The 25,776-nt window shown below is 40.4% G+C and carries 26 protein-coding genes and 6 tRNA genes; 14 read left to right on the top strand and 18 right to left on the bottom strand.

The genetic code is table 11. The features are described 5' to 3' along the window. The first annotated feature begins 95 nt into the window (after positions 1 to 95). Entirely contained in the window at positions 96 to 1,943 is a 1,848-nt protein-coding gene (locus OM33_RS08870; protein WP_038640973.1) for a methyl-accepting chemotaxis protein, read from the top strand. 67 nt (positions 1,944 to 2,010) lie between these two features. On the opposite strand, the gene aspS is transcribed toward OM33_RS08870, so the two are convergent. Then, on the bottom strand, positions 2,011 to 3,780 hold the full coding sequence (gene aspS / locus OM33_RS08865; RefSeq protein ID WP_038640971.1) for an aspartate--tRNA ligase: 1,770 nt from the start codon (positions 3,778 to 3,780) through the stop codon (positions 2,011 to 2,013). Between the two features lie 174 nt (positions 3,781 to 3,954). Between aspS and OM33_RS08860 the strand changes: the two genes are divergently transcribed. Next, positions 3,955 to 4,803 carry a DUF72 domain-containing protein gene (locus OM33_RS08860; RefSeq protein WP_038640969.1) on the top strand — a complete coding sequence of 283 codons (849 nt, stop codon included), beginning with the start codon at positions 3,955 to 3,957 and terminating at the stop codon, positions 4,801 to 4,803. Between the two features lie 66 nt (positions 4,804 to 4,869). On the opposite strand, the gene OM33_RS08855 is transcribed toward OM33_RS08860, so the two are convergent. Beyond that, on the bottom strand, positions 4,870 to 5,535 hold the full coding sequence (locus OM33_RS08855) for a M15 family metallopeptidase (RefSeq protein ID WP_081991038.1): 666 nt from the start codon (positions 5,533 to 5,535) through the stop codon (positions 4,870 to 4,872). Here OM33_RS08855 and OM33_RS08850 point away from each other — a divergent pair. Beyond that, a complete protein-coding gene (locus OM33_RS08850; RefSeq protein WP_407681037.1) occupies positions 5,526 to 6,059 on the top strand; it encodes a M48 metallopeptidase family protein in 534 nt (177 codons plus the stop codon). The two genes, OM33_RS08855 and OM33_RS08850, sit on opposite strands and share 10 nt — an antisense overlap. An 80-nt stretch (positions 6,060 to 6,139) precedes the next feature. On the opposite strand, the gene OM33_RS08845 is transcribed toward OM33_RS08850, so the two are convergent. After that, positions 6,140 to 6,832, bottom strand: a complete 693-nt coding sequence (locus tag OM33_RS08845) for a DUF3334 family protein (protein WP_038640967.1) — start codon at positions 6,830 to 6,832, stop codon at positions 6,140 to 6,142. Positions 6,833 to 7,015: 183 nt separating this feature from the next. Here OM33_RS08845 and cmoA point away from each other — a divergent pair, with 183 nt between their 5' ends. From cmoA to OM33_RS08820, 5 genes are all read left to right on the top strand, one after another. After that, positions 7,016 to 7,738 carry a carboxy-S-adenosyl-L-methionine synthase CmoA gene (cmoA, locus tag OM33_RS08840; protein ID WP_038640965.1) on the top strand — a complete coding sequence of 241 codons (723 nt, stop codon included), beginning with the start codon at positions 7,016 to 7,018 and terminating at the stop codon, positions 7,736 to 7,738. An 11-nt stretch (positions 7,739 to 7,749) separates the two neighbouring features. Next, positions 7,750 to 8,718 carry a tRNA 5-methoxyuridine(34)/uridine 5-oxyacetic acid(34) synthase CmoB gene (cmoB, locus tag OM33_RS08835; RefSeq protein ID WP_038640963.1) on the top strand — a complete coding sequence of 323 codons (969 nt, stop codon included), beginning with the start codon at positions 7,750 to 7,752 and terminating at the stop codon, positions 8,716 to 8,718. Positions 8,719 to 8,909: 191 nt separating this feature from the next. Beyond that, a complete protein-coding gene (gene purM, locus OM33_RS08830; RefSeq protein ID WP_038640961.1) occupies positions 8,910 to 9,950 on the top strand; it encodes a phosphoribosylformylglycinamidine cyclo-ligase in 1,041 nt (346 codons plus the stop codon). Next, the gene (gene purN, locus OM33_RS08825) at positions 9,950 to 10,588 is read left to right on the top strand and encodes a phosphoribosylglycinamide formyltransferase (RefSeq protein ID WP_038640959.1); all 639 of its coding nucleotides are present in this window, start codon (positions 9,950 to 9,952) and stop codon (positions 10,586 to 10,588) included. The genes purM and purN overlap by 1 nt, the downstream gene beginning before the upstream one ends. Beyond that, a complete protein-coding gene (locus OM33_RS08820) occupies positions 10,539 to 11,291 on the top strand; it encodes a DUF3108 domain-containing protein (RefSeq protein ID WP_199922434.1) in 753 nt (250 codons plus the stop codon). Before purN ends, OM33_RS08820 begins: the two co-directional genes overlap by 50 nt. Positions 11,292 to 11,354: 63 nt before the next feature. Here the strand turns inward: OM33_RS08820 and OM33_RS08815 are convergent, their stop codons facing one another. The 3 genes from OM33_RS08815 to OM33_RS08805 form a co-directional block, all read right to left on the bottom strand. Beyond that, on the bottom strand, positions 11,355 to 12,119 hold the full coding sequence (locus tag OM33_RS08815) for a class II glutamine amidotransferase (protein WP_038640957.1): 765 nt from the start codon (positions 12,117 to 12,119) through the stop codon (positions 11,355 to 11,357). Positions 12,120 to 12,194: 75 nt separating this feature from the next. Continuing rightward, the gene (locus tag OM33_RS22030; protein ID WP_052140953.1) at positions 12,195 to 12,665 is read right to left on the bottom strand and encodes a DUF4124 domain-containing protein; all 471 of its coding nucleotides are present in this window, start codon (positions 12,663 to 12,665) and stop codon (positions 12,195 to 12,197) included. Next, positions 12,652 to 13,077 (bottom strand): hypothetical protein, encoded by a 426-nt coding sequence (locus tag OM33_RS08805; protein WP_038640955.1) that lies wholly within the window; start codon positions 13,075 to 13,077, stop codon positions 12,652 to 12,654. Before OM33_RS08805 ends, OM33_RS22030 begins: the two co-directional genes overlap by 14 nt. 217 nt (positions 13,078 to 13,294) lie before the next feature. Between OM33_RS08805 and fadE the strand changes: the two genes are divergently transcribed. After that, positions 13,295 to 15,745 carry an acyl-CoA dehydrogenase FadE gene (gene fadE, locus OM33_RS08800; protein WP_038640954.1) on the top strand — a complete coding sequence of 817 codons (2,451 nt, stop codon included), beginning with the start codon at positions 13,295 to 13,297 and terminating at the stop codon, positions 15,743 to 15,745. A gap of 96 nt (positions 15,746 to 15,841) precedes the next feature. Beyond that, positions 15,842 to 17,002 (top strand): hypothetical protein, encoded by a 1,161-nt coding sequence (locus OM33_RS08795; protein ID WP_038640952.1) that lies wholly within the window; start codon positions 15,842 to 15,844, stop codon positions 17,000 to 17,002. Between the two features lie 13 nt (positions 17,003 to 17,015). Here OM33_RS08795 and OM33_RS08790 read toward each other — a convergent pair whose 3' ends face one another. Both OM33_RS08790 and OM33_RS08785 read right to left on the bottom strand, forming a co-directional pair. Then, positions 17,016 to 18,089 carry a DUF6136 family protein gene (locus tag OM33_RS08790; RefSeq protein WP_038640950.1) on the bottom strand — a complete coding sequence of 358 codons (1,074 nt, stop codon included), beginning with the start codon at positions 18,087 to 18,089 and terminating at the stop codon, positions 17,016 to 17,018. Beyond that, entirely contained in the window at positions 18,082 to 18,672 is a 591-nt protein-coding gene (locus OM33_RS08785; RefSeq protein ID WP_234402689.1) for an ABC transporter ATP-binding protein, read from the bottom strand. The genes OM33_RS08790 and OM33_RS08785 overlap by 8 nt, the downstream gene beginning before the upstream one ends. Before the next feature lie 119 nt (positions 18,673 to 18,791). Here OM33_RS08785 and OM33_RS22960 point away from each other — a divergent pair, with 119 nt between their 5' ends. Further along, a complete protein-coding gene (locus OM33_RS22960) occupies positions 18,792 to 19,319 on the top strand; it encodes a prepilin-type N-terminal cleavage/methylation domain-containing protein (RefSeq protein WP_052140952.1) in 528 nt (175 codons plus the stop codon). A 34-nt stretch (positions 19,320 to 19,353) separates the two neighbouring features. Here OM33_RS22960 and OM33_RS08775 read toward each other — a convergent pair whose 3' ends face one another. The 9 genes from OM33_RS08775 to dnaQ form a co-directional block, all read right to left on the bottom strand. Further along, positions 19,354 to 19,620 (bottom strand): hypothetical protein, encoded by a 267-nt coding sequence (locus OM33_RS08775; protein WP_038640939.1) that lies wholly within the window; start codon positions 19,618 to 19,620, stop codon positions 19,354 to 19,356. Between the two features lie 254 nt (positions 19,621 to 19,874). Further along, positions 19,875 to 19,951, bottom strand: a tRNA-Asp gene (locus OM33_RS08770). Between the two features lie 22 nt (positions 19,952 to 19,973). Then, a tRNA-Asp gene (locus OM33_RS08765) sits at positions 19,974 to 20,050 on the bottom strand. A gap of 28 nt (positions 20,051 to 20,078) precedes the next feature. After that, a tRNA-Asp gene (locus tag OM33_RS08760) sits at positions 20,079 to 20,155 on the bottom strand. Positions 20,156 to 20,190: 35 nt separating this feature from the next. Next, positions 20,191 to 20,267: transfer RNA gene (locus tag OM33_RS08755), tRNA-Asp, on the bottom strand. Positions 20,268 to 20,298: 31 nt separating this feature from the next. After that, positions 20,299 to 20,375: transfer RNA gene (locus OM33_RS08750), tRNA-Asp, on the bottom strand. 23 nt (positions 20,376 to 20,398) lie between these two features. Next, positions 20,399 to 20,475, bottom strand: a tRNA-Asp gene (locus OM33_RS08745). A gap of 123 nt (positions 20,476 to 20,598) precedes the next feature. Further along, positions 20,599 to 21,939: a TIGR03503 family protein gene (locus tag OM33_RS08740; RefSeq protein WP_038640938.1), complete on the bottom strand. Its 1,341-nt coding sequence runs from the start codon at positions 21,937 to 21,939 to the stop codon at positions 20,599 to 20,601. Next, complete coding sequence (gene dnaQ / locus OM33_RS08735) at positions 21,939 to 22,655, bottom strand: DNA polymerase III subunit epsilon (protein WP_038640936.1); 717 nt, start codon at positions 22,653 to 22,655, stop codon at positions 21,939 to 21,941. Before dnaQ ends, OM33_RS08740 begins: the two co-directional genes overlap by 1 nt. A 62-nt stretch (positions 22,656 to 22,717) precedes the next feature. On the opposite strand from dnaQ, the gene rnhA reads away from it, so the two are divergent. Both rnhA and OM33_RS08725 read left to right on the top strand, forming a co-directional pair. After that, complete coding sequence (rnhA, locus tag OM33_RS08730; protein ID WP_038640935.1) at positions 22,718 to 23,188, top strand: ribonuclease HI; 471 nt, start codon at positions 22,718 to 22,720, stop codon at positions 23,186 to 23,188. Between the two features lie 62 nt (positions 23,189 to 23,250). Further along, positions 23,251 to 24,105 (top strand): MBL fold metallo-hydrolase, encoded by an 855-nt coding sequence (locus tag OM33_RS08725; protein ID WP_038640934.1) that lies wholly within the window; start codon positions 23,251 to 23,253, stop codon positions 24,103 to 24,105. Here the strand turns inward: OM33_RS08725 and OM33_RS08720 are convergent. Continuing rightward, complete coding sequence (locus OM33_RS08720) at positions 24,098 to 24,868, bottom strand: class I SAM-dependent methyltransferase (RefSeq protein WP_038640932.1); 771 nt, start codon at positions 24,866 to 24,868, stop codon at positions 24,098 to 24,100. The two genes, OM33_RS08725 and OM33_RS08720, sit on opposite strands and share 8 nt — an antisense overlap. Before the next feature lie 60 nt (positions 24,869 to 24,928). Between OM33_RS08720 and gloB the strand changes: the two genes are divergently transcribed. Beyond that, the gene (gloB, locus tag OM33_RS08715) at positions 24,929 to 25,693 is read left to right on the top strand and encodes a hydroxyacylglutathione hydrolase (RefSeq protein ID WP_038640930.1); all 765 of its coding nucleotides are present in this window, start codon (positions 24,929 to 24,931) and stop codon (positions 25,691 to 25,693) included. Positions 25,694 to 25,776 lie beyond the last annotated feature (83 nt).

Genomic DNA, 25,776 nt, shown 5'->3' with positions numbered 1-25,776 from the left:
ATGACACTTTTATGGCAGAAAATTAACTTCTTGCCTAGCCTTATTTACGAGATATAAATCGGAACAAATTATCTATTACTGAATAAGGAGTATTCATGTCTATCAAACGATCCTTCATTTCTTTATCTGTTCTAATTATTTTTGCAATGGCCATTATGGCCAGCTTAATTTGGTATTCCACAAATCAAATGGCCGAACTTGGTAGCAAACTTGCCCTCAGTAAGGAGCTTAGTAATAACATGTTAATGCTAAGACGACATGAAAAGGATTTTTTGTTAAGAAAAGACGAAAAATATATCGACAAATTTAATCAGCGTATTTCACTCATTAAACAAAACATCAATCAATTACGTAGCACACTGTCATCAATCCCAACCTTTGAAAACCAACTTGTCGACACCTACGCACTTATTGAACAATATGAAACTCAATTTTTAACGCTAGTATCTTTAGATAAACGCATTGGGTTGTCTAAAGATCAGGGATTGCGGCATGCATTTAACCAAGCCGAAATAAGGCTAAAAGAAGCAGTATTAAACACGGGCGATACGGCTGCAATCAGTTCAATGGTCAGACTGGTATTACTGGAAAATGATTTTCAATCATCACTCGATATTGCTGTAAAAAATCAAGCACAAGAAAAACTTAGCACAGTTAAAACCTATTTAACTAATCATACAACTGCATCAAGTGCCACTCTGACCAACTTCGAAAGTGCCGCAGCAAACCTTGCTGACGCATTAAAACAGCGCGGGTTGTCTGAGGATGAGGGGTTACGAGGTTCGCTGCGCAGCAGTATTCATCAAGTAGAGTCAACGTTAAACCAATTAACCACAGGCATCAATGGTGAGATATCAAACACCTTAACGGTAAGCAAAAAACAAGGTGCTTTTGTATCGGGTGCAATTACCGTTATCATTTCTTTGATTTTGTTGTGGCAAACATACCGCATTATCCATCGCTTACATAATGCCAATGAGAAAATGGCTGATATTAGCCATGGTAACGGTGATTTAACGCAACATATCGAACTAGATGGCAAAGATGAACTCTCAGATTTCACTGATAGTATTAATGAATTTATCGATACAACTGCGGATATTGTGCGAGAAATAAAACACAAAGGCGAAGCTGTAGAACAAGGCGCCCATCATTCTGCCGAATTGAGCTTACGCTCACAATCTGCCATTGAAGACCAAAAAAATAACACGCTAGCAGTAAAACAAGCCGTATCTGAACTTGTAAAAGCAGTTGAACTCATAGCACAAAGTAGCGTTGAAGTTGAAGCAAGTGTCGAACAAGCTGAACAAAATATGCGTGAAGGTACTGATGTTATGAGTCAAACGCATCAAAATATGGCAGTGCTAAAGTCACAAGTCGAGTCCACCAGCGGCATTATGAATGAATTAACCTTATCGAGCCGTGATATCGAAAGTGTCACCAGTGTTATAAGTGATATAACCGAACAAACTAATTTGCTCGCGCTTAATGCTGCAATTGAAGCTGCTAGAGCGGGTGAAACTGGTAGAGGTTTTGCTGTGGTTGCTGATGAAGTGCGAACCTTAGCGAAACGTACACAACAGTCAACGGTTGAAATTGGAAAAATGATAAAGACCTTGCAAGATCTCGTCATACGTTCCGAGCAAGCCATGGAAAAAAGCTTAAACCTAACCAGCGAAATGGATACCTCCCTTGATACAGCTCGATTAAGTATGGACCGCAATAAACAATCGCTCGATGCGATTCGTGATCGAGTCATTCAAATAGCAGGTGCAACGCAGGAACAAATGTACACCGTAAAAGAAGTTGAAAGTGCCACTGAAAATATTTCCGTTTCGGCAGAGCAACTTTTTATAGATTCCTGTGAAAACAGTGAAAATTGCCACGCTCTTGAAGTAGATGCGCAAAACATGAAACAGGATGTGGCGCGATTTACAGTCTAGTTTTCCTCGTTCCAAGCAAACAAAAAAGGCGCACGTTAACGTGCGCCTTTTTTATATTTGAATATCTTTACTCGTCAGCAGACTCAACCACAGATACACCTAGTTCAACCAGTGCATCAGGGTTTGCAACGCTTGGCGCATTTGTTAATAAACATGATGCCTGCGTTGTTTTCGGGAACGCAATGACATCACGGATATTTTCAGTGCCACATAACAACATTACTAAACGGTCTAAACCAAATGCTAAACCTGCATGTGGTGGTGTACCGTACTTAAGCGCATCAAGTAAGAAACCAAACTTATCTTCTTGTTCTTGTGCTTCAATGCCTAAAATACGGAATGCTGCTTGTTGCATTTCATTGTTATGAATACGAACAGAACCACCACCTACTTCGTAGCCATTAAGTACCATATCGTACGCATCAGAAATTGCCGCTGCCGGATTAGCTTCTAACTCCGCAGCTGAAATGTCTTTTGGTGCAGTGAATGGGTGGTGAACTGCGTGCAGTGTACCTTCGTCGTCTTCTTCAAACATTGGGAAATCAACAACCCAAAGTGGCGCCCACTTGTCTAAGTCTGTTATTTCTAGGTCTAAACCAATTTTCAGACGAAGTGCACCCATCGCTTCGTTTACAACGTTACGTTTATCAGCACCAAATAGAATGATGTCGCCCGTTTGCGCATTAGTACGCTCAAGTAATTGGTTAATCACGTCTTCAGTTAGGAATTTAGCAATGGGTGATTGCACACCTTCAACGCCCGCATCACGGTCGTTAACTTTCATCCACGCTAAACCTTTAGCACCGTAAATACCGATAAACTTAGTGTAATCATCAAGTTGCTTACGCGATAATGCTGCGCCACCTGGTACAGTTAGTACCGCAACGCGACCTTTTTCATCATTTGCAGGACCTGAGAATACTTTAAACTCAACGTCTTTAACTAAATCAGCAACGTCAACTAATTCCATTGGGTTACGTAAGTCAGGTTTATCAGAACCAAAACGACGCATCGCATCTGCATAAGACATCGTTGGGAAAGTACCTAAATCAACGTTTAATAGCTCTTTCCACATATCATGAATTAGCTTTTCTGTCATTGCACGCACTTCATCAGAGCTCATAAATGACGTTTCTAAATCGATTTGAGTGAATTCAGGTTGACGATCAGCACGTAAATCTTCATCACGGAAACACTTAACGATCTGATAATAACGGTCAAAACCCGACATCATTAACAACTGTTTGAACAGCTGCGGCGACTGAGGTAATGCGTAAAAACTACCATTGTGAACACGGCTTGGTACTAAATAATCACGTGCACCTTCAGGAGTTGCTTTAGTTAGTACTGGCGTTTCAATATCTAAGAAACCATTGTCGTCTAGGAAACGACGAACAAACGATGACGCTTTTGCACGTAACTTAATACGCTCACTCATTTCAACACGGCGAAGATCTAAATAACGATACTTCAAACGCATTTCTTCTGAGTTCTGCTGGTTAAAATCTAGTGGCAATGGCTCAGAGCGGTTAATAATCTCTAATCCTTTACCTAAAATTTCCACTTCACCCGTTGCCATATCTTTGTTGATTTGGCTTTCTGGGCGTGCACGCACAATACCCGTTACTTTCACGCAGAATTCATTACGTAATTGGTTTGCAGTGTCCATTAAGCCTTCAACTTCAGGATCAAATACCACTTGCACAACACCTTCACGGTCGCGTAAGTCGATAAAGATTAAGCCACCTAGGTCACGGCGTTTATTGATCCAACCACACAGTTCGACCGTTTGTTCTACGTTTGATTTATTTACTTGTCCGCAATATATAGAGCGCATATCTATCCTGTCCGTAAAAGACTTATCAAATATTCGAGCGCTAAAATGCCCTCGAAATAGTCATCACTAAAAAAATAAACGACAATTATACTTAAGCGCTTTAAAAATGCGAGTGTAGAGAGTAAATTCCGTGTTTGATATGCTATAAAAATTCACTCGCAATAAAGAAATGAAATGCTGTACTTAGGTTGCCCACAATGGTCCAGTAATCACTGGAAAGGACGTGTTTTTACAACACACTGTAAAAACAGTGACATGCTCGCGCAATACAGCCAAATTTTTAATACGGTTGAAGGCAATACCAGCTTTTATGCTGACCCAAGCCCTGCAGCTATCAATAACTGGTATAACAGTACAGACGATGATTTTCGCTTTACCTTTAAAATACCCAAACGCATCTCGCATCAAATGGCCTTAGAGGGCGTAAACGGTGAAATAAAAGCATGGCTTAATTTATTTGAACCGCTATTACCAAAAATAGGGTCAATTATGTTACAACTGCCTAAATCATGCTCACCCGAATTTGTACCACGTATTGCTTCATTTTTTGAATTGTGGCCAAAATCAATCCCGCTTTCTATAGAAGTGCGGCATTTAGGTTTTTTCCAAAAAGACGATACCGAAAAGCATTTTAACCAGTTACTTATGCGCCATAACGTCGACCGCATTATTATGGATACCCGTGCATTGTTTTCAGAGCCCGCTACGACTGATGCGATTATTGATGCGCAACAAAAGAAACCACGAGTCCCAGTGAATGTGATTGCCACAGGGCAACGGCCAATTATCCGATTTGTTGGCTGTTCTAACTTAACCGATAATTCGGCGTTTTATGCACCTTGGATAAACAAAATTAAAAAGTGGCAAAGTGAAGGTAAAACACCTTATTTATTCTTCCATACCGCAGATAACCATGATTCAGCACATTTAGCGCGACAATTTTGTTTAGAAAGTAAGTTTGATCATGCTGTTACTTTACCCTTTCCTGCTGAGAAAGAAGCGAAGCAAGCTGACTTATTTTAGTGGACTAAATGCGTTTGAATTAACCCAACGATGATTCTGCTTATATACATTGCATAATGGCTAAGATTACTTAATCGGTATATCAAAATAGCTATTTTTATGAGGCTCATCTATTAAAGTAAAATGCCACCACTCCTCTGTAAGTGGTTTAAAGCCATGCAATGCCATTACTTTTGCAAGTAACATACGGTTAGCTCTAACTTGTGAGGATAAATAAGGACTTTTTGCAGCAGAAAGTGGAGAAAAATAATCCCACGGTGTGCCCATGTCTAACGGTTCATGACCATCTTTTTCTATTAATGTAAGGTCAACTGTGCTCGCGCGCGAATGCCCTGATTTTGCAGCAATATAGCCTTTATTAAATAACTCACTTTTTGCTACTTGAGGGTAATAAAACGCTTTCATTTTCGTATCATTAAGGTCTTTGGCCCATGCCACAAAATGGTCAACCGCTTGCTGTGGACGATAACAATCAAATACTTTGATGCTTAAGCCGAATTTTAAAAAGTCAGATTGCGCTGCAATTAAAGCTTTTGCGGCCTTTTCCGTGAGTAAACATTTAGCACTTTGATAGCCATTAACTTTTGTACCAACAAAATTGTTATCCGTGAAATAACGTATTTCCGTTACAATACCGCTGTTGTATTCTGAAATATCCACCAGTTTTGGGTTAGCACGCAGTGAGCAGCAGTAACTTAACAATAAAAGATTAGTGAGAAAATATGGCTTCATCGAAAAATCCTGTTGATTTTATGAACTACTTTAACGCTTACCCAGAACAAATAAAAGCGCAAGTTGAAGCCCTGATAAACTCCGGTAAGTTGGCGCGCTATTTTGAAAAAAAATATCCTGTTGCACATCCCTTCAAATCAGAAAAAGCCTTGTATGATTATGCCAATGGATTGAAACAACAGTTTTTAAAAAATGCACCAAAGTTGGACTCTGTAAAATACGAAAAACAAAAAGATCTAGTGTTCAACGCTCTTGGAACGCATACCTTTAAACGCCATGCGCATGGCAAAAAATTAAAGGCGCAACATCATATTGCCATTGCGAATCAACTAAAATACGCACCTGAGGAAATTTTAAAAACGTTAGTAGTGCACGAACTGGCGCATTTTAAAGAAAAAGAACACAACAAAAGCTTTTACAATTTGTGCTGTCATATTCAGCCAGATTACTTTCAAGGTGAGCTAGATCTTAGGTTGTTTATGGTGTTGTGTGAGCAAGCTGAGAATTTTTATCTCACGAAATAGAATATGGGTTAAATAATATTTGCTTTTCCAAACAAAAAAGGCCTCAACAAGAGGCCTTTTTAGAATCGATTTTTAGCGATTTATAAACCAAGTTCAGCCATAAAGTCATCATCGATATCATCATTAGCAGACGACTTTACATCAGACTTCTTCGCAGCTTTCGTTGGTTTTGCTTTTTCATTGGCAATAATATCATCCGGATCAACGGCTTCCGCAATATCAAAATCATGTAATTTGATAAATTCAGTTTTATCCATTGCCAACTCTAAGTAGAAAATACTTTGATTTTCAGTTGTAAATGTTACACGTCTAGCCTGCGGTCTATCCATGGTAGTATCAACTGAAATTTGAACTTGTTTGTTGATTGCCATCATCTTGGGTTGGTTTTGGGTAATCGATGTGTGTAATTGCTCACGCACCTTATTAGTAAAATCACCCACTACCTGATTCATCAGCTCGCCAAGCACATTTGACACATCATCCGATAAATGGCTCTTGGCTATTTCGCTTTCCGGCATGCCCATATTACGCATATAATCGCCATATATTTCCATTGCAGCCTGTGCGGTAAAGTTCTTTACCACTAACCCGGTAAAGCCACCATCAAATAGAACAAAACAACCAATATCTGGTCGCATACAGGTACGTGTAATTTTCTGAACCATAGCAGAATAGGCTATTTTATTATTGGTTGCGGCCGTTAAAACTTCGGTTACTGACTTACATAACGTCGCTAAAATATCTTCGGTGCTAATTGTGTTACTTTTCTTCATTCTCGCTCTGCCTCAAACTGCAACTATATTGAGTATAGTCAGCAAACTACACCTAATTAACAAAAGAGAAAACTAAATTTTACTAAAAACATCAAAATTTTAATTAATGATTGTTTGAAGGCACTGACTAATGACGATAAAAAACGTAAAATATGCCAATTAAAAGCTTGAGAGATCACACAAGTGAGTAAAGACAATATTTACGCCAGCCAACAAGCCGTCAAGGACTTTACCTTTGACGAGCGTGTGGTTGAAGTATTTCCCGATATGATTCAACGTTCTGTACCTGGCTATGCAACGATTGTCAGTACCATGGGTAAGTTGGCGGGACAATACGCACAAAACAATTCCAATCTATATGACCTAGGTAGCTCACTTGGCGCAGTGACACTGAGTATGCGACGTAATATTGACAAGCAAAACTGTCAAATTATCGCAGTTGATAACTCAGCCGCGATGGTTGAGCGCTGTAAACTTCATCTTGAAGGCTTTCGCTCAGATGTACCGGTAACCGTTGAATTGGCCGATATCAACGAAATTGAGATCAATAATGCATCTGTGGTGGCACTCAACTTTACATTGCAGTTTATTCCGCAGCCTCAGCGTTTTGCCTTGTTAGAAAAAGTTTACCAAGGTCTAAAACCTGGTGGTGTATTACTACTGAGTGAAAAAGTGAAAGGCGAAAATACCCTAGTGGATGATTTACTGATTGATCTTCACCACGACTTTAAACGAGCAAATGGCTACTCTGAACTTGAAATAAGTCAAAAACGCAGTGCGATTGAAAACGTAATGCGCCCAGAAACGCTTAACGCTCATTTTGAACGCTTATCTGACATTGGCTTTCAACATACTCAAGTGTGGTATCAGTGTTTTAACTTCTGCTCAATGATCGCAATTAAATAATAGGGTTACAAATGAATAACTGGTTTACTGACTTTTATGCAGCGATTGCAAAATCACCATTAAGTCATTGGTTAGAAACATTACCAGCGCAACTCAGCCATTGGCAGCGCGAAGCACAGCATGGCGACTGGCCAAAATGGGAAAAAGTACTTAAAAATTTACCTGAGTCGAAGACCAAGCATATCAACATTCAAGATAAAGTTGAGTTTGGCGAAGCATCTGAATTAAGCGAAGGGCATACTAAACAACTTGAACACTTACTGAAACGCATGATGCCATGGCGTAAAGGCCCGTTCACGATTCACGGCTTACATATTGATACTGAGTGGCGCAGTGACTGGAAATGGGATCGCCTATTACCGCACATTTCAGATTTAACCAATCGTACAGTGCTCGATATCGGTTGTGGCTCGGGATATCACTTATGGCGTATGCGCGGTGCCGGTGCTGAATTTGTAGTGGGCATTGACCCATCTGACCTATTTTTAAGCCAATTCCAAGCGATTAAACACTTTAACCCAGACCCTAATGTACATCTTTTACCGTTAGGCGTAGAGCAATTACCTCAGTTAAAAGCGTTTGATACGGTATTTTCCATGGGTGTGTTGTATCACCGCCGTTCACCGATCGATTTCTTAGCACAACTAAAAGCACAGTTACGCCCAGGTGGTGAGTTAGTGCTTGAAACCTTAGTGGTTGAAGGCGATGTCAATACTGTTTTAATGCCAACCGACCGCTACGCGAAAATGCGTAATGTTTGGTACATCCCAAGTACCGCAGCACTGACTTTATGGTTGGAACGCGTAGGCTTTAAAAATGTTCGCGTGGTAGATAACGACCAAACGTCACTCGAAGAGCAACGTAAAACTGATTGGATGACCACAGAATCGCTTGCGGACTTCCTTGATCCTAACGATGTAAATAAAACCATTGAAGGCTACCCTGCCCCGCTTCGCGCAATCTTAATCGCTGAAGCCTAAATATCTTCTCACGCTAACTTACTCTTAAGCAAGTGATTATTCGTTTGCTTAAGAGCTACACCTGACACTTCTTTATACTTCTTGGACAAATGTCCTCATCCGGTTGCAATAAATGTGGTAGCTGGGCTCGAAATCAGGTAAAATGCGCGCAATTTTTTATGCAACCCACATGCAACCGTTAAGGAATTTCCGTGAGCGAACAGAAACAATCTTTAAGCTATAAAGATGCAGGCGTAGATATCGACGCTGGTAACGCATTAGTTGAACGTATCAAAGGCGTAGTTAAAAAAACACGTCGTCCAGAAGTAATGGGCGGCATTGGTGGTTTTGGCGCACTTTGTGAACTACCAACAGGCTACAAAGAACCTGTACTTGTTGCAGGTACCGACGGTGTTGGTACTAAATTACGTTTAGCAATTGACCTTAAAAAGCACGATACCGTTGGTATCGACCTAGTTGCTATGTGTGTGAACGATTTAATCGTTCAAGGTGCTGAGCCACTATTTTTCTTAGATTACTACGCAACTGGTAAACTAGACGTTGATGTTGCTGCTGACGTAGTAACCGGCATTGGTAAAGGTTGTGAGCTTTCTGGCTGTGCACTTATCGGTGGTGAAACTGCTGAAATGCCTGGCATGTACGAAGGTGACGACTATGATATGGCTGGTTTCTGTACGGGTGTTGTAGAGAAGTCAAAAATTATCGACGGCACTAAAGTAGCTGCAGGCGACCAACTAATCGCACTTGCATCAAGCGGTCCTCATTCAAACGGTTATTCATTAATCCGTAAAGTACTGGAAGTGTCTGGTGCTGATACAAATGCTGAATTTGAAGGCAAAACATTAGGCGAACACCTAATGGAACCTACTCGCATTTACGTTAAATCAATTTTAGAACTGCTAAAAGATGTTGATGTACATGCGCTATCACACATTACTGGTGGTGGTTTCTGGGAAAACATTCCGCGTGTATTACCTGAGTCTGCAAAAGCTGTGGTTAAAGGTGATAGCTGGCAATGGCCTGCAGTTTTCAACTGGTTACAAGAAAACGGTAATATTGAAACACATGAAATGTACCGCACATTTAACTGTGGTGTTGGTATGATTTTAGTTGTTCCGGCAGACAAACTTGAGCAGAGCCTTGAGATCTTAAAAGCACAAGGTGAAGATGCATGGCATATTGGTGAAATCCAAGCTGCTAGCGCAGGTGAAGAGCAAGTAGAAATTATCTAATGACTAGCAAAATTGTCGTTTTAATTTCTGGTAGCGGCTCTAACCTTCAAGCCATTATTGATGCGGTAAAAGCGGGTCAAATTAATGGTGAGATCTGTGCGGTTATTTCTAACCGCCCAGATGCTTATGGGCTTACCCGAGCTGAAAATGCCGGCATCGACACATTGGTGCTTGACCATAAAGCATTTGATAGCCGTGAAGACTATGATGCAGCGTTAATGGAAAAAATTGACGCTTTTAATCCAGATTTGGTTGTATTAGCTGGTTTTATGCGTATTCTAACTCCTGGCTTAGTGCAAAACTATTTGGGAAGAATGTTGAACATTCACCCATCTTTATTGCCTAAGTATCAGGGTCTGAATACCCACCAAAGAGCATTGGATGCAAAAGACAAAGAGCATGGAGTTAGCGTACACTTCGTTACTGAAGAGTTAGACGGCGGTCCTGTTGTTTTGCAGGCCAAAGTAACAATCGAATCAGACGATACAGCGCAAACATTAGCACAACGTGTTCATCAGCAAGAACATATTATTTATCCTTTGGTGGTTCAGTGGTTCTGTGAAAAACGACTAACAATGGAAACAGATAATGCAGTTCTTGATGGCCAAGTTCTTCCAAAGCAAGGCGCTACAATCTAAAATTATTTTGGGTGCGGTTCTAACTAGCACCCTATTCTCGCCACTCCTTTCAGCTTCAACAAACAAGCTGCAATCCTATCAAGCTGAATACGATATTCTACGTCAGGGTGAACGCCATGGCAGCGCATTTCGTCGTTTGTCAGTGACCAACGAGCAATGTGAACTTAGCTATAAAAGCGATATTAAATGGATGATTTTCAACGACAAGCGTTCTGAGCAAGCGACATTTGATTGCGCGAATGGTGATATTAAGCCGTTAACGTATGTTATGGAGCGCAAAGGGACAGGACCTGATCGTAAATATACGCTTAAATTTGACCACCAAACCAAAACGGTTTTATCCAATCGCTCTAAGTATCCACTTGAAATCAATTGGGAAAATGGCGTACAAGATTTAATTTCTTATCAAGCACAAATGCGTTTAGATTTGTTAGCAGGCAAAAAAGAGTTTGATTACCCAATTGTCGATAAAAAAGGTAAAGCGCGCCATTATCGCTTTGAGATTTTAGGTACTGAAACAATTTCCTTGCCCTATGGCAATGTTGAAACAATTAAAGCCAAACGTGTTTATAACAATGATAAACGACAAGCATTAGCATGGTTTGCCCCAAGCATGGATTACTTACTCGTTCGTATGTGGAAGGGTGAAAAAGGCGTGGAGCAGTTTGACGTGCAATTGAGAAGTTACGAAGTTAAAAAGTAACTTAGAATCTATTTAAAACTAAAAAGCAGCGACGATTCGCTGCTTTTTAGTTAGATAACACGCTTAAACTGGCACACCCAGCTTAAAAAGAACAAACTCACCTGCTTCCATTTTATGCCATGACTCATTATCCGTAAGCGGACGAGTGGCAATCACAGTAACAATATCATCTGGTGTTGTTTCTTTCTTAAAATCAACAATTAAGTCCGCATCAATGAGTCTTGCCTCACCAAAAGGTGCTTTTCGCGTGATCCAATGTAAATTGTTTGAGCATACCGCAAGTACATAGATGCCATCACTTAACAACATATTGAATACACCTTTTGCTTGTAACTGTTTCGCAAGCTTTGCAGCAAAGCGAAAAACAGGTTTCATATCGCTTGGCTTTTTAGGGTATTTTTTGCGGATCTCATCCAAAATCCAACAAAATGCCAGTTCACTATCCGTATTACCAACAGGCTTATAAAATTCAGGTTTTAAATCTTGATAATTAGAAAGCTGGCCGTTGTGTGCATAGGTAATTTCCCTGCCCCATAATTCACGGGTAAATGGGTGGGTATTTTCAAGACACACGCGACCGCGGTTACCCTGTCGAATATGGCTTATTACAGAACAGCTTTTGATTGGATAGGCTTTTACTAGTTTTGCAATTTCAGAGGTGCAACTTGGTTCTGAGTCTTTAAAGGTTCGACAGCCCTTACCTTCATAGAAAGTTATGCCCCAACCATCTTTATGTGGTCCCGTATTACCGCCACGCTCTAATAACCCAGAAAAACTAAAACAAATATCTGTTGGCACATTCGCTGACATGCCGAGCAATTCGCACATTGCACAACCTCTTAAATAATTTAGTTAATTCTAACCAGAATCTATACAGAGTTAAAGTAAGCTAAATCAAACCTGTTAGAGGTTATTAAGTACTTCTTGTTGCTTTTTCGTACGTACTTCGAGCTGTTGCTTAACGCGTTCAGCATCTGCTTTTACATTGTTAATTTGTTCGAAATAACTTTCTTTGGTGACATTATCTTTGAGTGTTTTATGCTGCGACATTTGTGACTTTGGCCATTCAACTTTTTCAGCAGGCAGAACTGTAATTTGAGCTAACTCAGCTTGTTTTGCCCCTTCAACAGGCACATCTGAATAATGTGTAACACCTTGCTCATCAACCCACATATATACATTCACTTGCCCTTCTTTCTTAATGTTTATGTCTGGCAAGTCAAAATCGTTAGGCATTAACGTTGTAAGGTCACTAATAGCATGCTCTAAATCATTAATAGATAATACTGATTTTCCATTTGGCTGTTTAATTACAAACAAGCCAACCGCAGCAATGACCAATATTGAAATGGCGTAATAACTAAATCGTTTCATCTTCGATATCTCGGTATTCAAGCATGGATTTGTTATCAAGAAATAAAAAACCAGCCCATGTAAAAAATCCTGTGATCAAAGCAATTAACAGTGTTGAGGCTTCCCTTGGTAACGATAGCACAACAAAATAGGTTGGGATTGATAATAAGCAAAATACAGAAATATGTTCCGCTTTAAATAATTTTGATACAAACCAAATTGCAGCGCCTAACATTATAGCTCCCACTAACATGGTTACTGAAAAGGATACTAACCCATTCACATGAAGATAGTTTCCTAAAGGTAAATCCACGACATTTAAAGCAATTGCAACGAGTAATAGGCTACTTGAAATACCAACAAATAAAGCAATTACGTGTTTGATCGAAATAAACGCGCATGAGTTAATTTTGGCATGAAAGGCGGATTTCATGTTAATTCCTTTTAAACACAAATAGATAAGCTCAAAGTCAAAATACTAACAATTATTTTTAGAAAGACATAGCTATTTCATGTGGTTAGCTATAATTAAATGGACACTTGAGTGCACATTTGTACGCTCAAAAAACCAATAATTTGTCTTGAATCTCTGGTACTGAAAAGCTAATCTTAAAGAGAATCTGGTCAGACCTCTTACAAGGATAACAATTATGACTGCTTTATTTGTACTCGGTTTGCTTGGTTGCTTAGCTGTTGCTAGCTACCACAGAGCAAACTGGCACACTCATTTAACCGTAGCAGCTGCGGTATTGGTAATTGGCTCATTTATGGGCGCTTTCTCAATGATCAGCTGGTTAATTTTCTTAGCAATTGCTATTCCATTATCGGTGACAAGCATCCGTCGCCAATACATTGTTGAACCAATTTTTAAAGCATTTAAGAAAGTGACGCCAAGCATGAGCGACACTGAGAAATCAGCGATTGATGCAGGTACAACTTGGTGGGAAGCAGATCTTTTCTGTGGTAACCCTAACTGGAAAAAGATGCACCAGTATCCTGTGCCACGTTTAACAGCTGAAGAACAAGCATTTCTTGATGGTCCAGTAGAAGAAGTGTGTGCAATGTTAGATGATTGGGAAGCCACTCATGAATTAACAGACTTACCGCAAGATGTATGGCAATACCTCAAAGATAATAAATTCTTTGCCATGATCATCAAGAAACAATACGGTGGTCTTGAATTCTCAGCATACGCACAATCATGTGTACTGCAAAAACTCACATCAAAATCAACATTATTGTCTTCTATTGTCGGTGTACCGAACTCATTAGGTCCAGGCGAATTGCTACAACACTATGGTACAAAAGAACAAAAAGATCATTACTTACCTGGTCTTGCAAAAGGTGATGAAATTCCATGTTTCGCATTAACATCGCCTGAAGCAGGCTCTGACGCGAGCTCAATCCCTGATTTTGGTATTGTTTGTAAAGGTGAATGGAACGGTGAAGAAGTGTTAGGTATGCGCCTAACATGGAACAAGCGCTATATAACGCTCGCACCTGTTGCAACCGTGCTTGGCCTTGCATTTAAACTCCGTGATCCAGATGGCTTACTGGGTGATAAAGAAGATTTAGGTATTACCTGTGCACTTATTCCAACAAACACACCAGGTGTTAAAATTGGTCGCCGTCATTTCCCACTAAACGTGCCGTTCCAAAATGGTCCTACGCAGGGTGAAGAAGTGTTTGTACCAATCGATTACATCATTGGTGGTGCGAAAATGGCCGGTCAAGGCTGGCGTATGCTGGTTGAATGTTTATCAGTTGGTCGTGCTATTACACTGCCTTCAAACTCGGCAGGTGGTATTAAGGCACTGGCAATTGCAAGTGGCGCTTACAGCCGAATTCGTCGCCAGTTCCGCTTACCAATCGGTAAAATGGAAGGTATTGAAGAGCCACTAGCGAAACTTGGTGGTTATGCTTACAGCTCAGATGCTGCGGTTTCGATGTCAACAGGTGCTGTTGACCTTGGTGAAAAACCATCGGTAATTTCAGCTATTTTAAAATATCACCTAACAGAGCAAATGCGTGATTCAACTAAACACGCTATGGATATTCATGGTGGTAAGGGCATTTGTTTAGGCCCAAATAACTACCTAGGCCGTGGTTATCAAGGTGCGCCAATTGCTATTACAGTAGAAGGTGCCAACATTCTTACGCGTAATATGATTATTTATGGACAAGGCGCGATTCGCTGTCACCCGTTTGTGTTATCTGAGCTTGAAGCATGTAACATTGAAGACAAAGAAGCAGCACTTGCACAATTTGATAAATCTTTAATGGGCCACATTGGTTTTACCATTTCTAACTTTGCTAGAACCCTTTGGCTTGCCCTAACCGGCGCTCGCTTTACTAAAACCCCGTACGACGATGAAACAGCATTGTTCTATCGTACAGCAACACGTTACAGTGCATCGCTTGCACTCATGTCAGATATCTGTATGGCAGTATTCGGCGGTTCACTGAAACGTAAAGAGCGTATCTCAGCACGTTTAGGCGACTTACTAAGCTACCTATACTTAGTATCTGCAACGCTTAAGCGTTACAACGATGAAGGTCGTCGTAAAGAAGACTTCGCCCTTGTTCAGTGGAGCTGTCAGGATCACTTATACCTTTGCCAACGTGCACTTGCTGATCTTATCAACAACATGCCGTTTGCACCGCTACGTGGTTTCTTGAAACTCGTGCTATTCCCATGGGGTCGCCCAATTCGTAAACCAACAGACGAATTAGAGCAAAAAGTTGCACGTTTACTACAAACACCAAGCGAAACGCGTGATCGTTTAGCACATAATATCTATGTAACTGACGAGCCTCTAAACTTAATTGGTCGCCAAGAACAAACGCTTAAAGACATTCTGGCTGTAGAGCCTATCTTCGATAAAGTATGTCGTGCTAAAGGTGATAAATTACCATTCTTTGCACTTGATAAAGTTGCGGATATGGGACTGGAACTAGGTGCCATTACTTCTGAAGAAGCCGAGCAATTAAAAGCTGCTGAGGTTGGCCGCTTACAAGTAATCAATGTGGATGACTTTGACCCTGCTGACTTACTGGCAGGTAAAGCAGCCCACTCAGTTAAAAAGGTAAAAGCTGCATAAGCGACTTCTTAACTAATTGATTCTGTTATAAACTAAGCCAGCATTTGCTGGCTTTTTTATGCCGGTTACAAAATAATAATAACGAATGGAATCAATGTGAAGAAAAGTATTTTTATATCAGTTTCGGTGATAGCTTTATTAATAGCTTATGTGTTCTCTGACACACTTTTTCATCAACCATTAAAAATAAAATCATTAGAAAATAAAAATGATGGGGTTATTGAACATCAAGTATTACATCATAATGACACAGTTAATTTAAACCATGCTGAAGAGAAATCAAACACATCACCTTCTGATATAAACAAAAGCACAGAACATAGCAACTCAAAAATCGCTACATGTGACAAAGAACCTAACTTCGATATCTACCAGTACTTTGCATCTCAGGAAACTCTAGAGAATAATATTTTTGATGACACCTACCTAAGTAATTTACTTGACCAAGATGCCGTGTCTTTAGAGAGTCAAACAACGCAAGCTCTCTTATCACTTGCGAAGAATTCTGACGACATCTCTTCTTTGTTAGAACTCTATCAAGAGAATCAAAACAATAAACTCATTGCGCATCACGTATTAATCGCATGCAAAACTCAAAAATGTGACAAAACACTTATTTCTAATGCTTTAAACACCGACAGAAATAATGGAGCTAGCTGGCTTGCTTATGCTAACTTAATCCACAGTGAAGAAATTTTCGAAAATACCAGCAGTGCTCTTATAAATGCTGCCAATGCGCCTGTTTATACTGAGTATTGGTCAGAACGATTTAATTTAGTTGAGGAAACCCTTAATCAGCTTGGGGTTAATACTGAATACTCACCAATAATCTCTCAACCTATTTCAGCCGCATTCCCACTACCCGGGTTTAGGGTTATCAGTGATATTTGTCAGAACGCAGATCCTAACGACATTAGATTACTCGATGCATGTATTAACTTGGGAAAACAGCTAGAACTAAGCCAAAGTACACTCATCTCAACCGCAATTGGAGTTGCTTTGCAAAGGCAAGCATTTGAAAAATTAGGTGATGAAAATGCGCTTAGTTTCTTAGATAAAAGCTCTAACGCCTTTAACCTAAAAATGATAGAAAGTGCAAAGGCTGCGCAGATTGTGATGCGTAATAAAGAGCATGCCCTTGCTTATTATGAACACTTAAAAAGCAGTAACGAAGTTGCAGCAAGCAGCTTTCTTATCAATCAAGCTAAGACGCTTTCGAGCCTTGACGGTTTTGATCCTTGTGCAGTTAATTGGTGATTTAGTCGGGGTTTTAGTGTAACCAATAGCTAAGCGTAATCGTTATACCGCTTATCACAAACCACACTAGTGCATAATGTGTGGGCTTTCGTTTTGCAAATAGAATTGCCAAGATTCCAGACACAGTGAAAATTAGCAAGCTTGGCAGTTCCAGCGTTATGCTCTGTAAAGGCAAAAGCCCAATTAAAAGCAAACTACTAGGTGCGAGAAATTGCCCGATTAGTAACCTTTTCGGTGCCCCCATGCTGTTAATATAATGCACATGCTGTGTAACACATTCGTTTTGATTAAGTTGTTGGCTAGACGCGATATAGACAACAAAAGGGGAAATAAAACAATGGATAAAAAAGCTTAAGTCTGGCCTTTCACTATATACCACACCTGCACTTGCCAGAAGGCCAAATAATAAAAGTAGACGCCACCAAACCTCAGCAAGATGATGCCAATGGTAATTAAACCAAAAGCCTAATGTAAGCTTGGGGCTTAGGTTAAATAAGCCTTGAATCGGGCAAAAGAAAAGCACAAAAAGACATACTAAATTTACACTAAAAAGCGTTAACAAGGTCCAGTCAAAGAGAAATGACAGCAGCAGTACAGCGATAATATATACTTTAATCCTGTCAGGCTTCGCTGTTGCTAATAACCCTGCGGACAACAAACATAAGCAAAATAATATAAAGTGTAACGCGTGCTGCCATTGTGCTAACTCTATCGATAACAACAAAGGCAAGCTTAATAAAAATAAAAGATTACCCATTAAAGCCATACTACAATCAGCAAGTTTACGTATTGTGCTACTTACTAATGTTCGTTGAAAATGGCGATGTTTAATATCTCTCGCACCTTGGCTTAATGCCGCGCTGAGCTCACTTTGCGCGATGATAAGCGCTATTGCCAACAACTCAGCGAGTGGGTCTTCAACTAGGATTTTGCCAAAGGCTAGAAAAATTAGCAGTATAAGCCCTGGTACCGCGGTATACATAAATAGCACTAAAATTGTGCCAAGTTGTTTTACTTGACTTAGCTGCTCTGATACATAGCACTTAAAGGCGTTAACGCGATAATCAAAAAATGCCAAGTTAGTCATTAACTAATGCCTGCAAGGTAAAATTTGCATTGATAAAAGGTTCGGGTTCATGACTAGTCACAATCACTTGACCTGTGAACTGTTTAATAAATTCCATCAAAATCGGATGGCTTTTATGCTCAAGAGCAGCTGTTGGTTCATCAAGTAATAGCACATCAACTTTGCGCATTAGTGCATTAATGAGCTGCAATTTCTTCAAATTACCACTTGATAAATTAACGACCTTTGTTTCAACAAAATTGCTAAAGCCAAATTTTTCAATCAAAGGAGCTACATCGCTACATTGTTGATATTGAGCGGTTAACGCAAGAACTTGTTTAGCTGTTAAAAATGCCGGAAAAACGATTTTATCACTCGAAAGTGCCACCTTACGCTGTAATTCAGAGGTCGGCAACATCTTTCCCGCAAGCATTATTTCGCCACTTTGAAATGGTTCAAGCCCCGCTAACAGTGAAAACAGAGTGGATTTGCCAAGACCATTTGGGCCTGTAATAAGCAATCGTTCTGCATCAAATTGCGCTGTGTAGTTAGAGAAAACAACTTTATCGAAATAGAGCTTGGTAACACCATTTACTTGAAACAAAATAACCCCTAACATTAAATTAATGTAATGGGTCATTTTGCGTTTTTATTGGCCTATAGTCAAAGGCTTATCATAAGGCTATGCTGTAACTATAAGGCCTTATTCGCGGAGTAAATTTGATGAAGAAAACAGGGTTTACATTGATAGAATTGATCATTGTAATTGTGATCTTAGGATTACTCGCAGTGGTTGCAGCTCCCCGCTTCCTTAATCTACAGCAAGCATCGCGCATTAGTGTTCTAGAGGCTACAGCTGCAGCAATGAAAACAACCGCAGAACAAATAAAAGCCAAAGCATTAGTTCAGAATGTTAAAGATGGAAGCGTGGCACTTGATGATCTCGGTATTAACGTACAAGTTTATAATGGCTATGTTGAAGGCTACTGGAACGGGGCATGGCGTTATATATTGAACATTGGCAAAGAGATCCCATTTACATCGGCCAGTGCTGTATGCAGTTTAAATGATCTATGTGGTGTTGGTAGGCAACGTACAGCTCCCGGTTTCCCATTAACAACAAATGGTTCTGCAGGGCTAATTTTAATTTGGCCAGAAGGGTTACGTCTTAGTGACGAATGCTATGCTTTTTATTACAACCAAGAAGATGGCACAACACCAAACACGGGGGTTGTCACTACAGGGTGTTAATAAGCCAACAAATTGTTGGCTTACAGTAAGAAAATTAGTTTTTCGGGTTGTCGAAACACTGCTTCAAGCTAAACAACATACCTTTTTTCAAACCATCGACATAAATACTGCTTCTTAATGTACCCTCAGCATTCTCGCCACGCATAATACCACCAGCGGAAAATTTAAAGAGCACTTCATTACCTTTTACCTTCTGGCATAACTCACGTTCTTTAACTTGATAACCGACAGCGAACCCTGCAGGCCACATAGCAGCCATCAACCCGACAACTATTGCTCCTGATATCACAACTTTTTTCATTAATTTATTTCCCAAAAAAATTTGTCATAGCCTAAACCCAGAAAACTGAATATCGGATTAATTAATCACAAAAAATAGTGTGCTAAGCGTTAGGGCGTGTTGATAATAAGGTTAAGAAGTAAAAGTGATAATTGAAAAAATGGAACTAGCAGAGTGAAATTACTAAGAGTATTAATAGTGAAATAGATTTTTAAGTTAGAAAAATGATAATTAAAGCGTAAAGCTAATAGTGAAAATTTATTTGGGAATATAAATGGCGGAGTGGACGGGACTCGAACCCGCGACCCCCGGCGTGACAGGCCGGTATTCTAACCAACTGAACTACCACTCCGCATCGGGGATAAATTTGCTAATGGCGGAGTGGACGGGACTCGAACCCGCGACCCCCGGCGTGACAGGCCGGTATTCTAACCAACTGAACTACCACTCCGCTGAGCAAATTTTTAAATGACATAAGATGGCGGAGTGGACGGGACTCGAACCCGCGACCCCCGGCGTGACAGGCCGGTATTCTAACCAACTGAACTACCACTCCGCAGCGTATATCATTTTAAATTGTGTTATTCCTAATGGCGGAGTGGACGGGACTCGAACCCGCGACCCCCGGCGTGACAGGCCGGTATTCTAACCAACTGAACTACCACTCCGCGAAGGAATACTGGTTACTCTTTAAATTAATGGCGGAGTGGACGGGACTCGAACCCGCGACCCCCGGCGTGACAGGCCGGTATTCTAACCAACTGAACTACCACTCCTAAAGAGTAACATTTGAAATAATTGGCGGAGTGGACGGGACTCGAACCCGCGACCCCCGGCGTGACAGGCCGGTATTCTAACCAACTGAACTACCACTCCGCATCATTTCAAACCTGTCATGATTCACTTTTGATTTGACTCTCAGTGCTCCTTGACAGCGGCGTGAATAATACGAATCACCCCTTTAAGAGTCAATAGTTTTTTTGCTTTTTTCTCGCTTTTTTACTCATCTGGCAACGAAAGGTTCAAAATTTCATCTGAACTGTCTGATTTCTGCTCAGAACCCGCTACTTTTTGTTCTTCTTGCTCTTTTTTGTTTTTCTTCAATTTATTCATTAGACCACCTAAAAGCGGTTTTTTCTGAATAAAGACACGGATCACAATAAAGCCAATTAAAATAATTAGCACATTACCCACCACAGCCCAGGTGATAATTTGCCCAACATCAAGCTCAGGTTCTGGTGGTAATTCAGGTTCGAGTTCCACATCAGGTACTAATGGCGCTTCCTGCTCTGGTACTTTCTCAATTGGCTTATCAATTTCAAATTCTTGTTTGCCTACATTAATAACAAACTCACGGCCATTAATATTACTGCCAAATAATGTCAACTCGACTTCGTAAACACCCCAATCATAATTAACCAATTTGAGTTCGCGCACCGCTTTATCTTGTGCTTCTAGATTAAATGCTTGTGTTTCACCGTTAGGATAAAAAATAGTACCTTGAAAAATGAGTGAGTCTGGCGCTACTTTTTCAGTATTAACATTGATCGCTAAATGATGGTGCTCTTCACCTTCAGAGGCTTCAGTAAATTCAAAGCTAATGGGAACTTGCTCAATGATGATCGGCTCTTTCACTAGGCTGCGACTTAATATAGGGGTACGTACTTCATATTCAGGTTGCCACTCGCCAGAAGCAAAATTAAGTGCAAATTCCCCTGTAAACACGCCATCGCCCGGCCTCTCATCATAACCTTTACCATCATCCAGCAGCTCTGCAATTGGTACAGGCTTTGCGCCAAAATTCAAATACTCTTTGTTATTAGTACTAACAAAGTCCACATTCAGTGTTACTAAGTCACGAAATAAGCCTTCTTCAATTGGTTGACCGCCATTCGTTAAACGCCCTGTTACTTTAATTGTTTCACCTTTAAATAGCAGTGGCGGAAGTGGATCAACATGTAACTCAATCTCACTTAATATCATTAGTTTACTTTCGGGCAGAATTTTACCAATCGCTTGCCATGGTCCCGGCATTGGGTTTTTGATTTTGACAATGTCATATGTTTCATCGTCAAACCACTCAATGTTCATATCACCCAATGAAGTAGTCGCGTAAATTTTACTGCCATCGGGTCTGACGAGAATGACCGCGGGAGTGCCTTTTTCGCGGAAAAAAAGAAGCGTTATTTCGTCAACTTGATAGTCAATACGAAAACGATTGTCGAAGATTTTGAGCTCATTTTGGTCGCTGTTACGTTGAATTACCTCTAATTCGTTTTGTGCTGCAAAGCAGTTCGCGATCACAAATAAATTTAAAACAACCAACAACCACTTATTCATTATGCTTCCTCAGTAAGCCAAAGGCACTGACCGCCTTTTTCGTTGACTAAATTTAAACGCTCGATATGCGCACTCTGTTCATCGTTATCGGCAAATATGACATTTAATCGAGGTCTATCTGATGAAAGTCGTCTGATCCCTTTACTATTTTCTCCACTTTGTCCTTCTTGGTTGGCCAAGTTTAAACTAACTTGACCACCGGTCATGCCTAAATAAACATCTGCAAGGATCTCGGAATCGAGCAATGCGCCGTGAAGGGTACGTTTCGAATTATCAATATCGTATCGACGGCAAAGTGCATCTAAGTTATTTTTTTGTCCCGGGTGCAAATCACGCGCCATCGCTAGCGTATCAAGTACTTCGCACACATCGTGTGTTTTTGGATAACTTTGTCTTAATAAAGCAAATTCATGATCCATAAAGCCGACGTCGAACGCCGCATTATGAATAACCAATTCGGCACCTTTAATGTAATCCAAAAATTCCGCTGCCACATCTCGAAATTTTGGTTTTCCCGCTAAGAAATCAGAGGTAATACCGTGAACAAAGATTGCTTCATCTTCAATGCCACGCTCCGGATCAATATATACATGAAAATTGTTACCAGTCAGTCTACGGTTTACTAATTCAACGCAACCGATTTCAATAATCCGGTGTCCTTGTTTTGGATCGATACCTGTGGTTTCTGTATCCAGTACTATTTGCCTGTGAGCCATATCGTCAAATCATAAATTTTGTTATGTTAATAGCTTCATTCTACATAATTTAAAGGCAAACTGTGCAAAAAAACGTAGAGATTTTTACTGATGGTTCGTGTCTTGGTAACCCAGGTCCTGGTGGTTATGGCACGCTATTGCGTTACAAAGGGCATGAAAAAGAACTCAGCCAAGGGTATAAGCTCACTACTAACAACCGAATGGAACTACTTGCCGCAATAATTGGTTTGGAATCACTGAAAGAGCCCTGTCATGTCATTCTGACAACAGATAGCCAATACGTGAAACAAGGCATTGAATCATGGCTTGCGAACTGGAAAAAACGCGGCTGGAAAACTGCGAGCAAACAAGCTGTTAAAAACAAAGATTTGTGGCAACGACTCGATGCTGCCAATGCTAAACACCAGGTTGAATGGCGTTGGGTAAAAGGCCACGCTGGCCACGCCGAAAACGAGCGTGTTGACGATTTAGCCCGTGAAGCTGCAGAAAGCAGCAATTTGCTTGACGATAATGGTTTTGAGGGACAAAACTAGATCTCTTTATTACTCTATGATATATCTTATACCCAAAATGACATATCAAGTTATCGCCAAGTATGAACGTAACAATCGAAAGTTTCTTTCACAAACAATCTTCAACTATCTGCTATGTGGTGTTTGATAATCGCAGCTTAAAAGCCATGGTTATCGATGCCGCATTAGATTTTGACATAACATCCGGTGAAGTCGGCTACCAATTTGCTGACTCACTAGTGCACTATATCGACAGTCATCATTTAGACGTAGATTGGATCTTGGAAACCCATGCCCACGCTGATCACCTTTCTGCCGCACAATATTTAAAACAAAAGCTCGGTGCTAAAGTCGCAACAGGAAAGTATATTACGCAAGTTCAACAGCATTTTACTGGCGTTTTTAACCTAACGCTGCCAACCGATGGTAGCCAGTTTTGTCATTTATTTGAGGATGGCGAAGTTTTTTACTTAGGTGATGAAGTTGTCACCGTTATGTTTACACCTGGTCATACTCCTGATAGCGTGACCTACATTGTTGATAACAATGCCTTTGTTGGCGATACCCTCTTTATGCCTGACAGCGGAACGGCACGTTGTGATTTCCCTGGCGGTGATGCAAGTCAGCTTTACCATTCCATCCAACGTATTTTTGAACTCGGCAACGATACCCACCTATATATGTGTCACGACTATCAACCAAATGGTCGTGAATTAAGCGTCGTCACCAGTGTGGAAGCGCAAAAACAGTATAATGTGCATTTAAAAAATGGGGTAAGCCAACATGACTATGTTGCACTGCGAACCGAACGTGACGCAGGACTCGCCGTACCAAAATTGATTCATCCATCAATTCAAGTAAACATTAATGCGGGTCACTTGCCCAACCAAGAAAGCAACGGTATCAGTTACCTAAAAATACCGCTGTCTTTTAACTAGATTCTCTTTTGGAACCAATTGGTGTACTGCGTGGGGTACTTCTTAACCCTACGCCCCTCACCGCAGGGTTAAATTGGGGACGAGCATGCCATTTAGGTTTTATTGGTGTTAGTGGTGCAACACGTTTTCGTGCAACAATGACATACACACTACCAATCGGCTTTAAATAATGCTGACAAAATGACTGCCATGCTTTAAAGCGAGATAAACGAGAACCTCGAGCAAGTGACGCATAAATTGCCCGCTCTTCAAATACCACTTCAAAGCCCAATAGATGTAACCAATCTTTTACACGCGCTGGCGTAAAAAAACGACCACTCCAAGGCAGTTTTTGTTTAGCAAAAGGCAACAGCCGTGCGAGGCCGCAAAAACTCAAGGGATTAAAACCACTCAGCACAAGATAACCACCAGGCATGAGCACTCGGTGAACTTCTCGCAAACAGTGATGTGGATCTGTGAGGTATTCAAGACCATGACTTAATATACAACCATCTATTGATTGTTCGGAAAACGGCAGCTCATCAATATGGGCTCTCACTCCTGCTTTACTTGAATCAGCGACATTCACTTGGTGTTTTATGACACACGCCGAGGTATCTAACTCAGCACTTAACTCACCAATTTTCAGTAAATGGTAGCCAAAAATACGATTTAGCCATGGCGTGAAGATATGCTCAATTTCTTCTTTCAAATACTCTCCATGGGGAAAGTCATACCATGAGTGTGGCTGAATCGGATTTTGTAAACTTAGCGCTGGTTTCAAAAAGTTGCCTCGTTATAATGAAATAAAGCGTACAAGGTAAACATAACAGAGCAAGTTAATATGGTACAAGTAATTCCCATCCCTGCATTTACTGATAATTATATCTGGGCCTTAATAAATAAAAGTAACAAGAGTGTTTATGTTGTGGATCCTGGCGATGCAAAAGCTGTTTTAGATTTTTGTCATCAACACGACTTATCTTTGCAAGGCATTTTAATCACCCATCACCACTGGGACCACACCAATGGTGTTGAACAACTGGTATCTGAATATACAGAACTCCCCGTTTATGGCCCGAGTAATAGCCCATTTAAAGGTATTACCCACAAACTCGACGATCACAGAAGCATAGAAATAGATCCTCTGGGTTTATCATTAAATGTGATGACTGTGCCAGGCCACACCCTTGATCATATTGCGTATTATAATGATGAAATGCTATTTTGTGGTGACACCTTATTTAACGCTGGTTGTGGTCGTTTATTTGAGGGCACACCGGCACAAATGTTAAATTCACTTAGCCGGATTGCCGCACTTGCTGACACCACACACGTGTATTGCACCCATGAATACACCCGCGCTAATCTTGATTTTGCAGCCTATATAGAGCCACATAATCAAGCATTAACCTCATACCGTGATGAACTCGCAAAGCATGACAAAATTTCTTTACCAACAACTATCGGCGAACAAAAAGCGATAAATCCGTTTTTACGCACTCATATAGCTGAGGTCAAAGCCGAAATCATTGCGAAAAAAGCATTCAATGATGTAAATGAAGTCAGTGTTTTTGCAGCGTTAAGGGAACTAAAGGACAATTATTAAATCTACTTATCGATTAATGATAAAAATAAATGAAATTGGCATTTTTTAGCCAAGATCGGTATTATTCTGCGTTCCGTTTTAAC

Origin of the sequence: Pseudoalteromonas piratica (assembly GCF_000788395.1) — a bacterium.
Taxonomy (GTDB): Bacteria; Pseudomonadota; Gammaproteobacteria; order Enterobacterales; family Alteromonadaceae; genus Pseudoalteromonas; species Pseudoalteromonas piratica.
The sequence above is the reverse complement of the archived record's forward strand: the minus strand, read 5'-3'. Positions and strand labels throughout refer to the sequence as shown.

Bases quoted from the DNA above. Each gene is read 5' to 3' on its own strand.
- OM33_RS08805 (WP_038640955.1), bottom strand. From the start codon at position 13,077: ATGAAATCCGCCTTTCATGCCAAAATTAACTCATGCGCGTTTATTTCG.
- OM33_RS08855 (WP_081991038.1), bottom strand. From the start codon at position 5,535: ATGAAGCCATATTTTCTCACTAATCTTTTATTGTTAAGTTACTGCTGC.
- gloB (WP_038640930.1), top strand. From the start codon at position 24,929: ATGGTACAAGTAATTCCCATCCCTGCATTTACTGATAATTATATCTGG.
- OM33_RS08860 (WP_038640969.1), top strand. From the start codon at position 3,955: ATGCTGTACTTAGGTTGCCCACAATGGTCCAGTAATCACTGGAAAGGA.
- purN (WP_038640959.1), top strand. From the start codon at position 9,950: ATGACTAGCAAAATTGTCGTTTTAATTTCTGGTAGCGGCTCTAACCTT.
- dnaQ (WP_038640936.1), bottom strand. From the start codon at position 22,655: ATGGCTCACAGGCAAATAGTACTGGATACAGAAACCACAGGTATCGAT.
- OM33_RS08815 (WP_038640957.1), bottom strand. From the start codon at position 12,119: ATGTGCGAATTGCTCGGCATGTCAGCGAATGTGCCAACAGATATTTGT.
- OM33_RS08775 (WP_038640939.1), bottom strand. From the start codon at position 19,620: ATGAAAAAAGTTGTGATATCAGGAGCAATAGTTGTCGGGTTGATGGCT.
- OM33_RS08725 (WP_038640934.1), top strand. From the start codon at position 23,251: ATGAACGTAACAATCGAAAGTTTCTTTCACAAACAATCTTCAACTATC.
- OM33_RS22960 (WP_052140952.1), top strand. From the start codon at position 18,792: ATGAAGAAAACAGGGTTTACATTGATAGAATTGATCATTGTAATTGTG.
- OM33_RS08850 (WP_407681037.1), top strand. From the start codon at position 5,526: ATGGCTTCATCGAAAAATCCTGTTGATTTTATGAACTACTTTAACGCT.
- OM33_RS08820 (WP_199922434.1), top strand. From the start codon at position 10,539: ATGCAGTTCTTGATGGCCAAGTTCTTCCAAAGCAAGGCGCTACAATCT.
- OM33_RS22030 (WP_052140953.1), bottom strand. From the start codon at position 12,665: ATGAAACGATTTAGTTATTACGCCATTTCAATATTGGTCATTGCTGCG.
- OM33_RS08740 (WP_038640938.1), bottom strand. From the start codon at position 21,939: ATGAATAAGTGGTTGTTGGTTGTTTTAAATTTATTTGTGATCGCGAAC.
- fadE (WP_038640954.1), top strand. From the start codon at position 13,295: ATGACTGCTTTATTTGTACTCGGTTTGCTTGGTTGCTTAGCTGTTGCT.
- OM33_RS08790 (WP_038640950.1), bottom strand. From the start codon at position 18,089: ATGACTAACTTGGCATTTTTTGATTATCGCGTTAACGCCTTTAAGTGC.
- OM33_RS08845 (WP_038640967.1), bottom strand. From the start codon at position 6,832: ATGAAGAAAAGTAACACAATTAGCACCGAAGATATTTTAGCGACGTTA.
- aspS (WP_038640971.1), bottom strand. From the start codon at position 3,780: ATGCGCTCTATATATTGCGGACAAGTAAATAAATCAAACGTAGAACAA.
- cmoB (WP_038640963.1), top strand. From the start codon at position 7,750: ATGAATAACTGGTTTACTGACTTTTATGCAGCGATTGCAAAATCACCA.
- OM33_RS08870 (WP_038640973.1), top strand. From the start codon at position 96: ATGTCTATCAAACGATCCTTCATTTCTTTATCTGTTCTAATTATTTTT.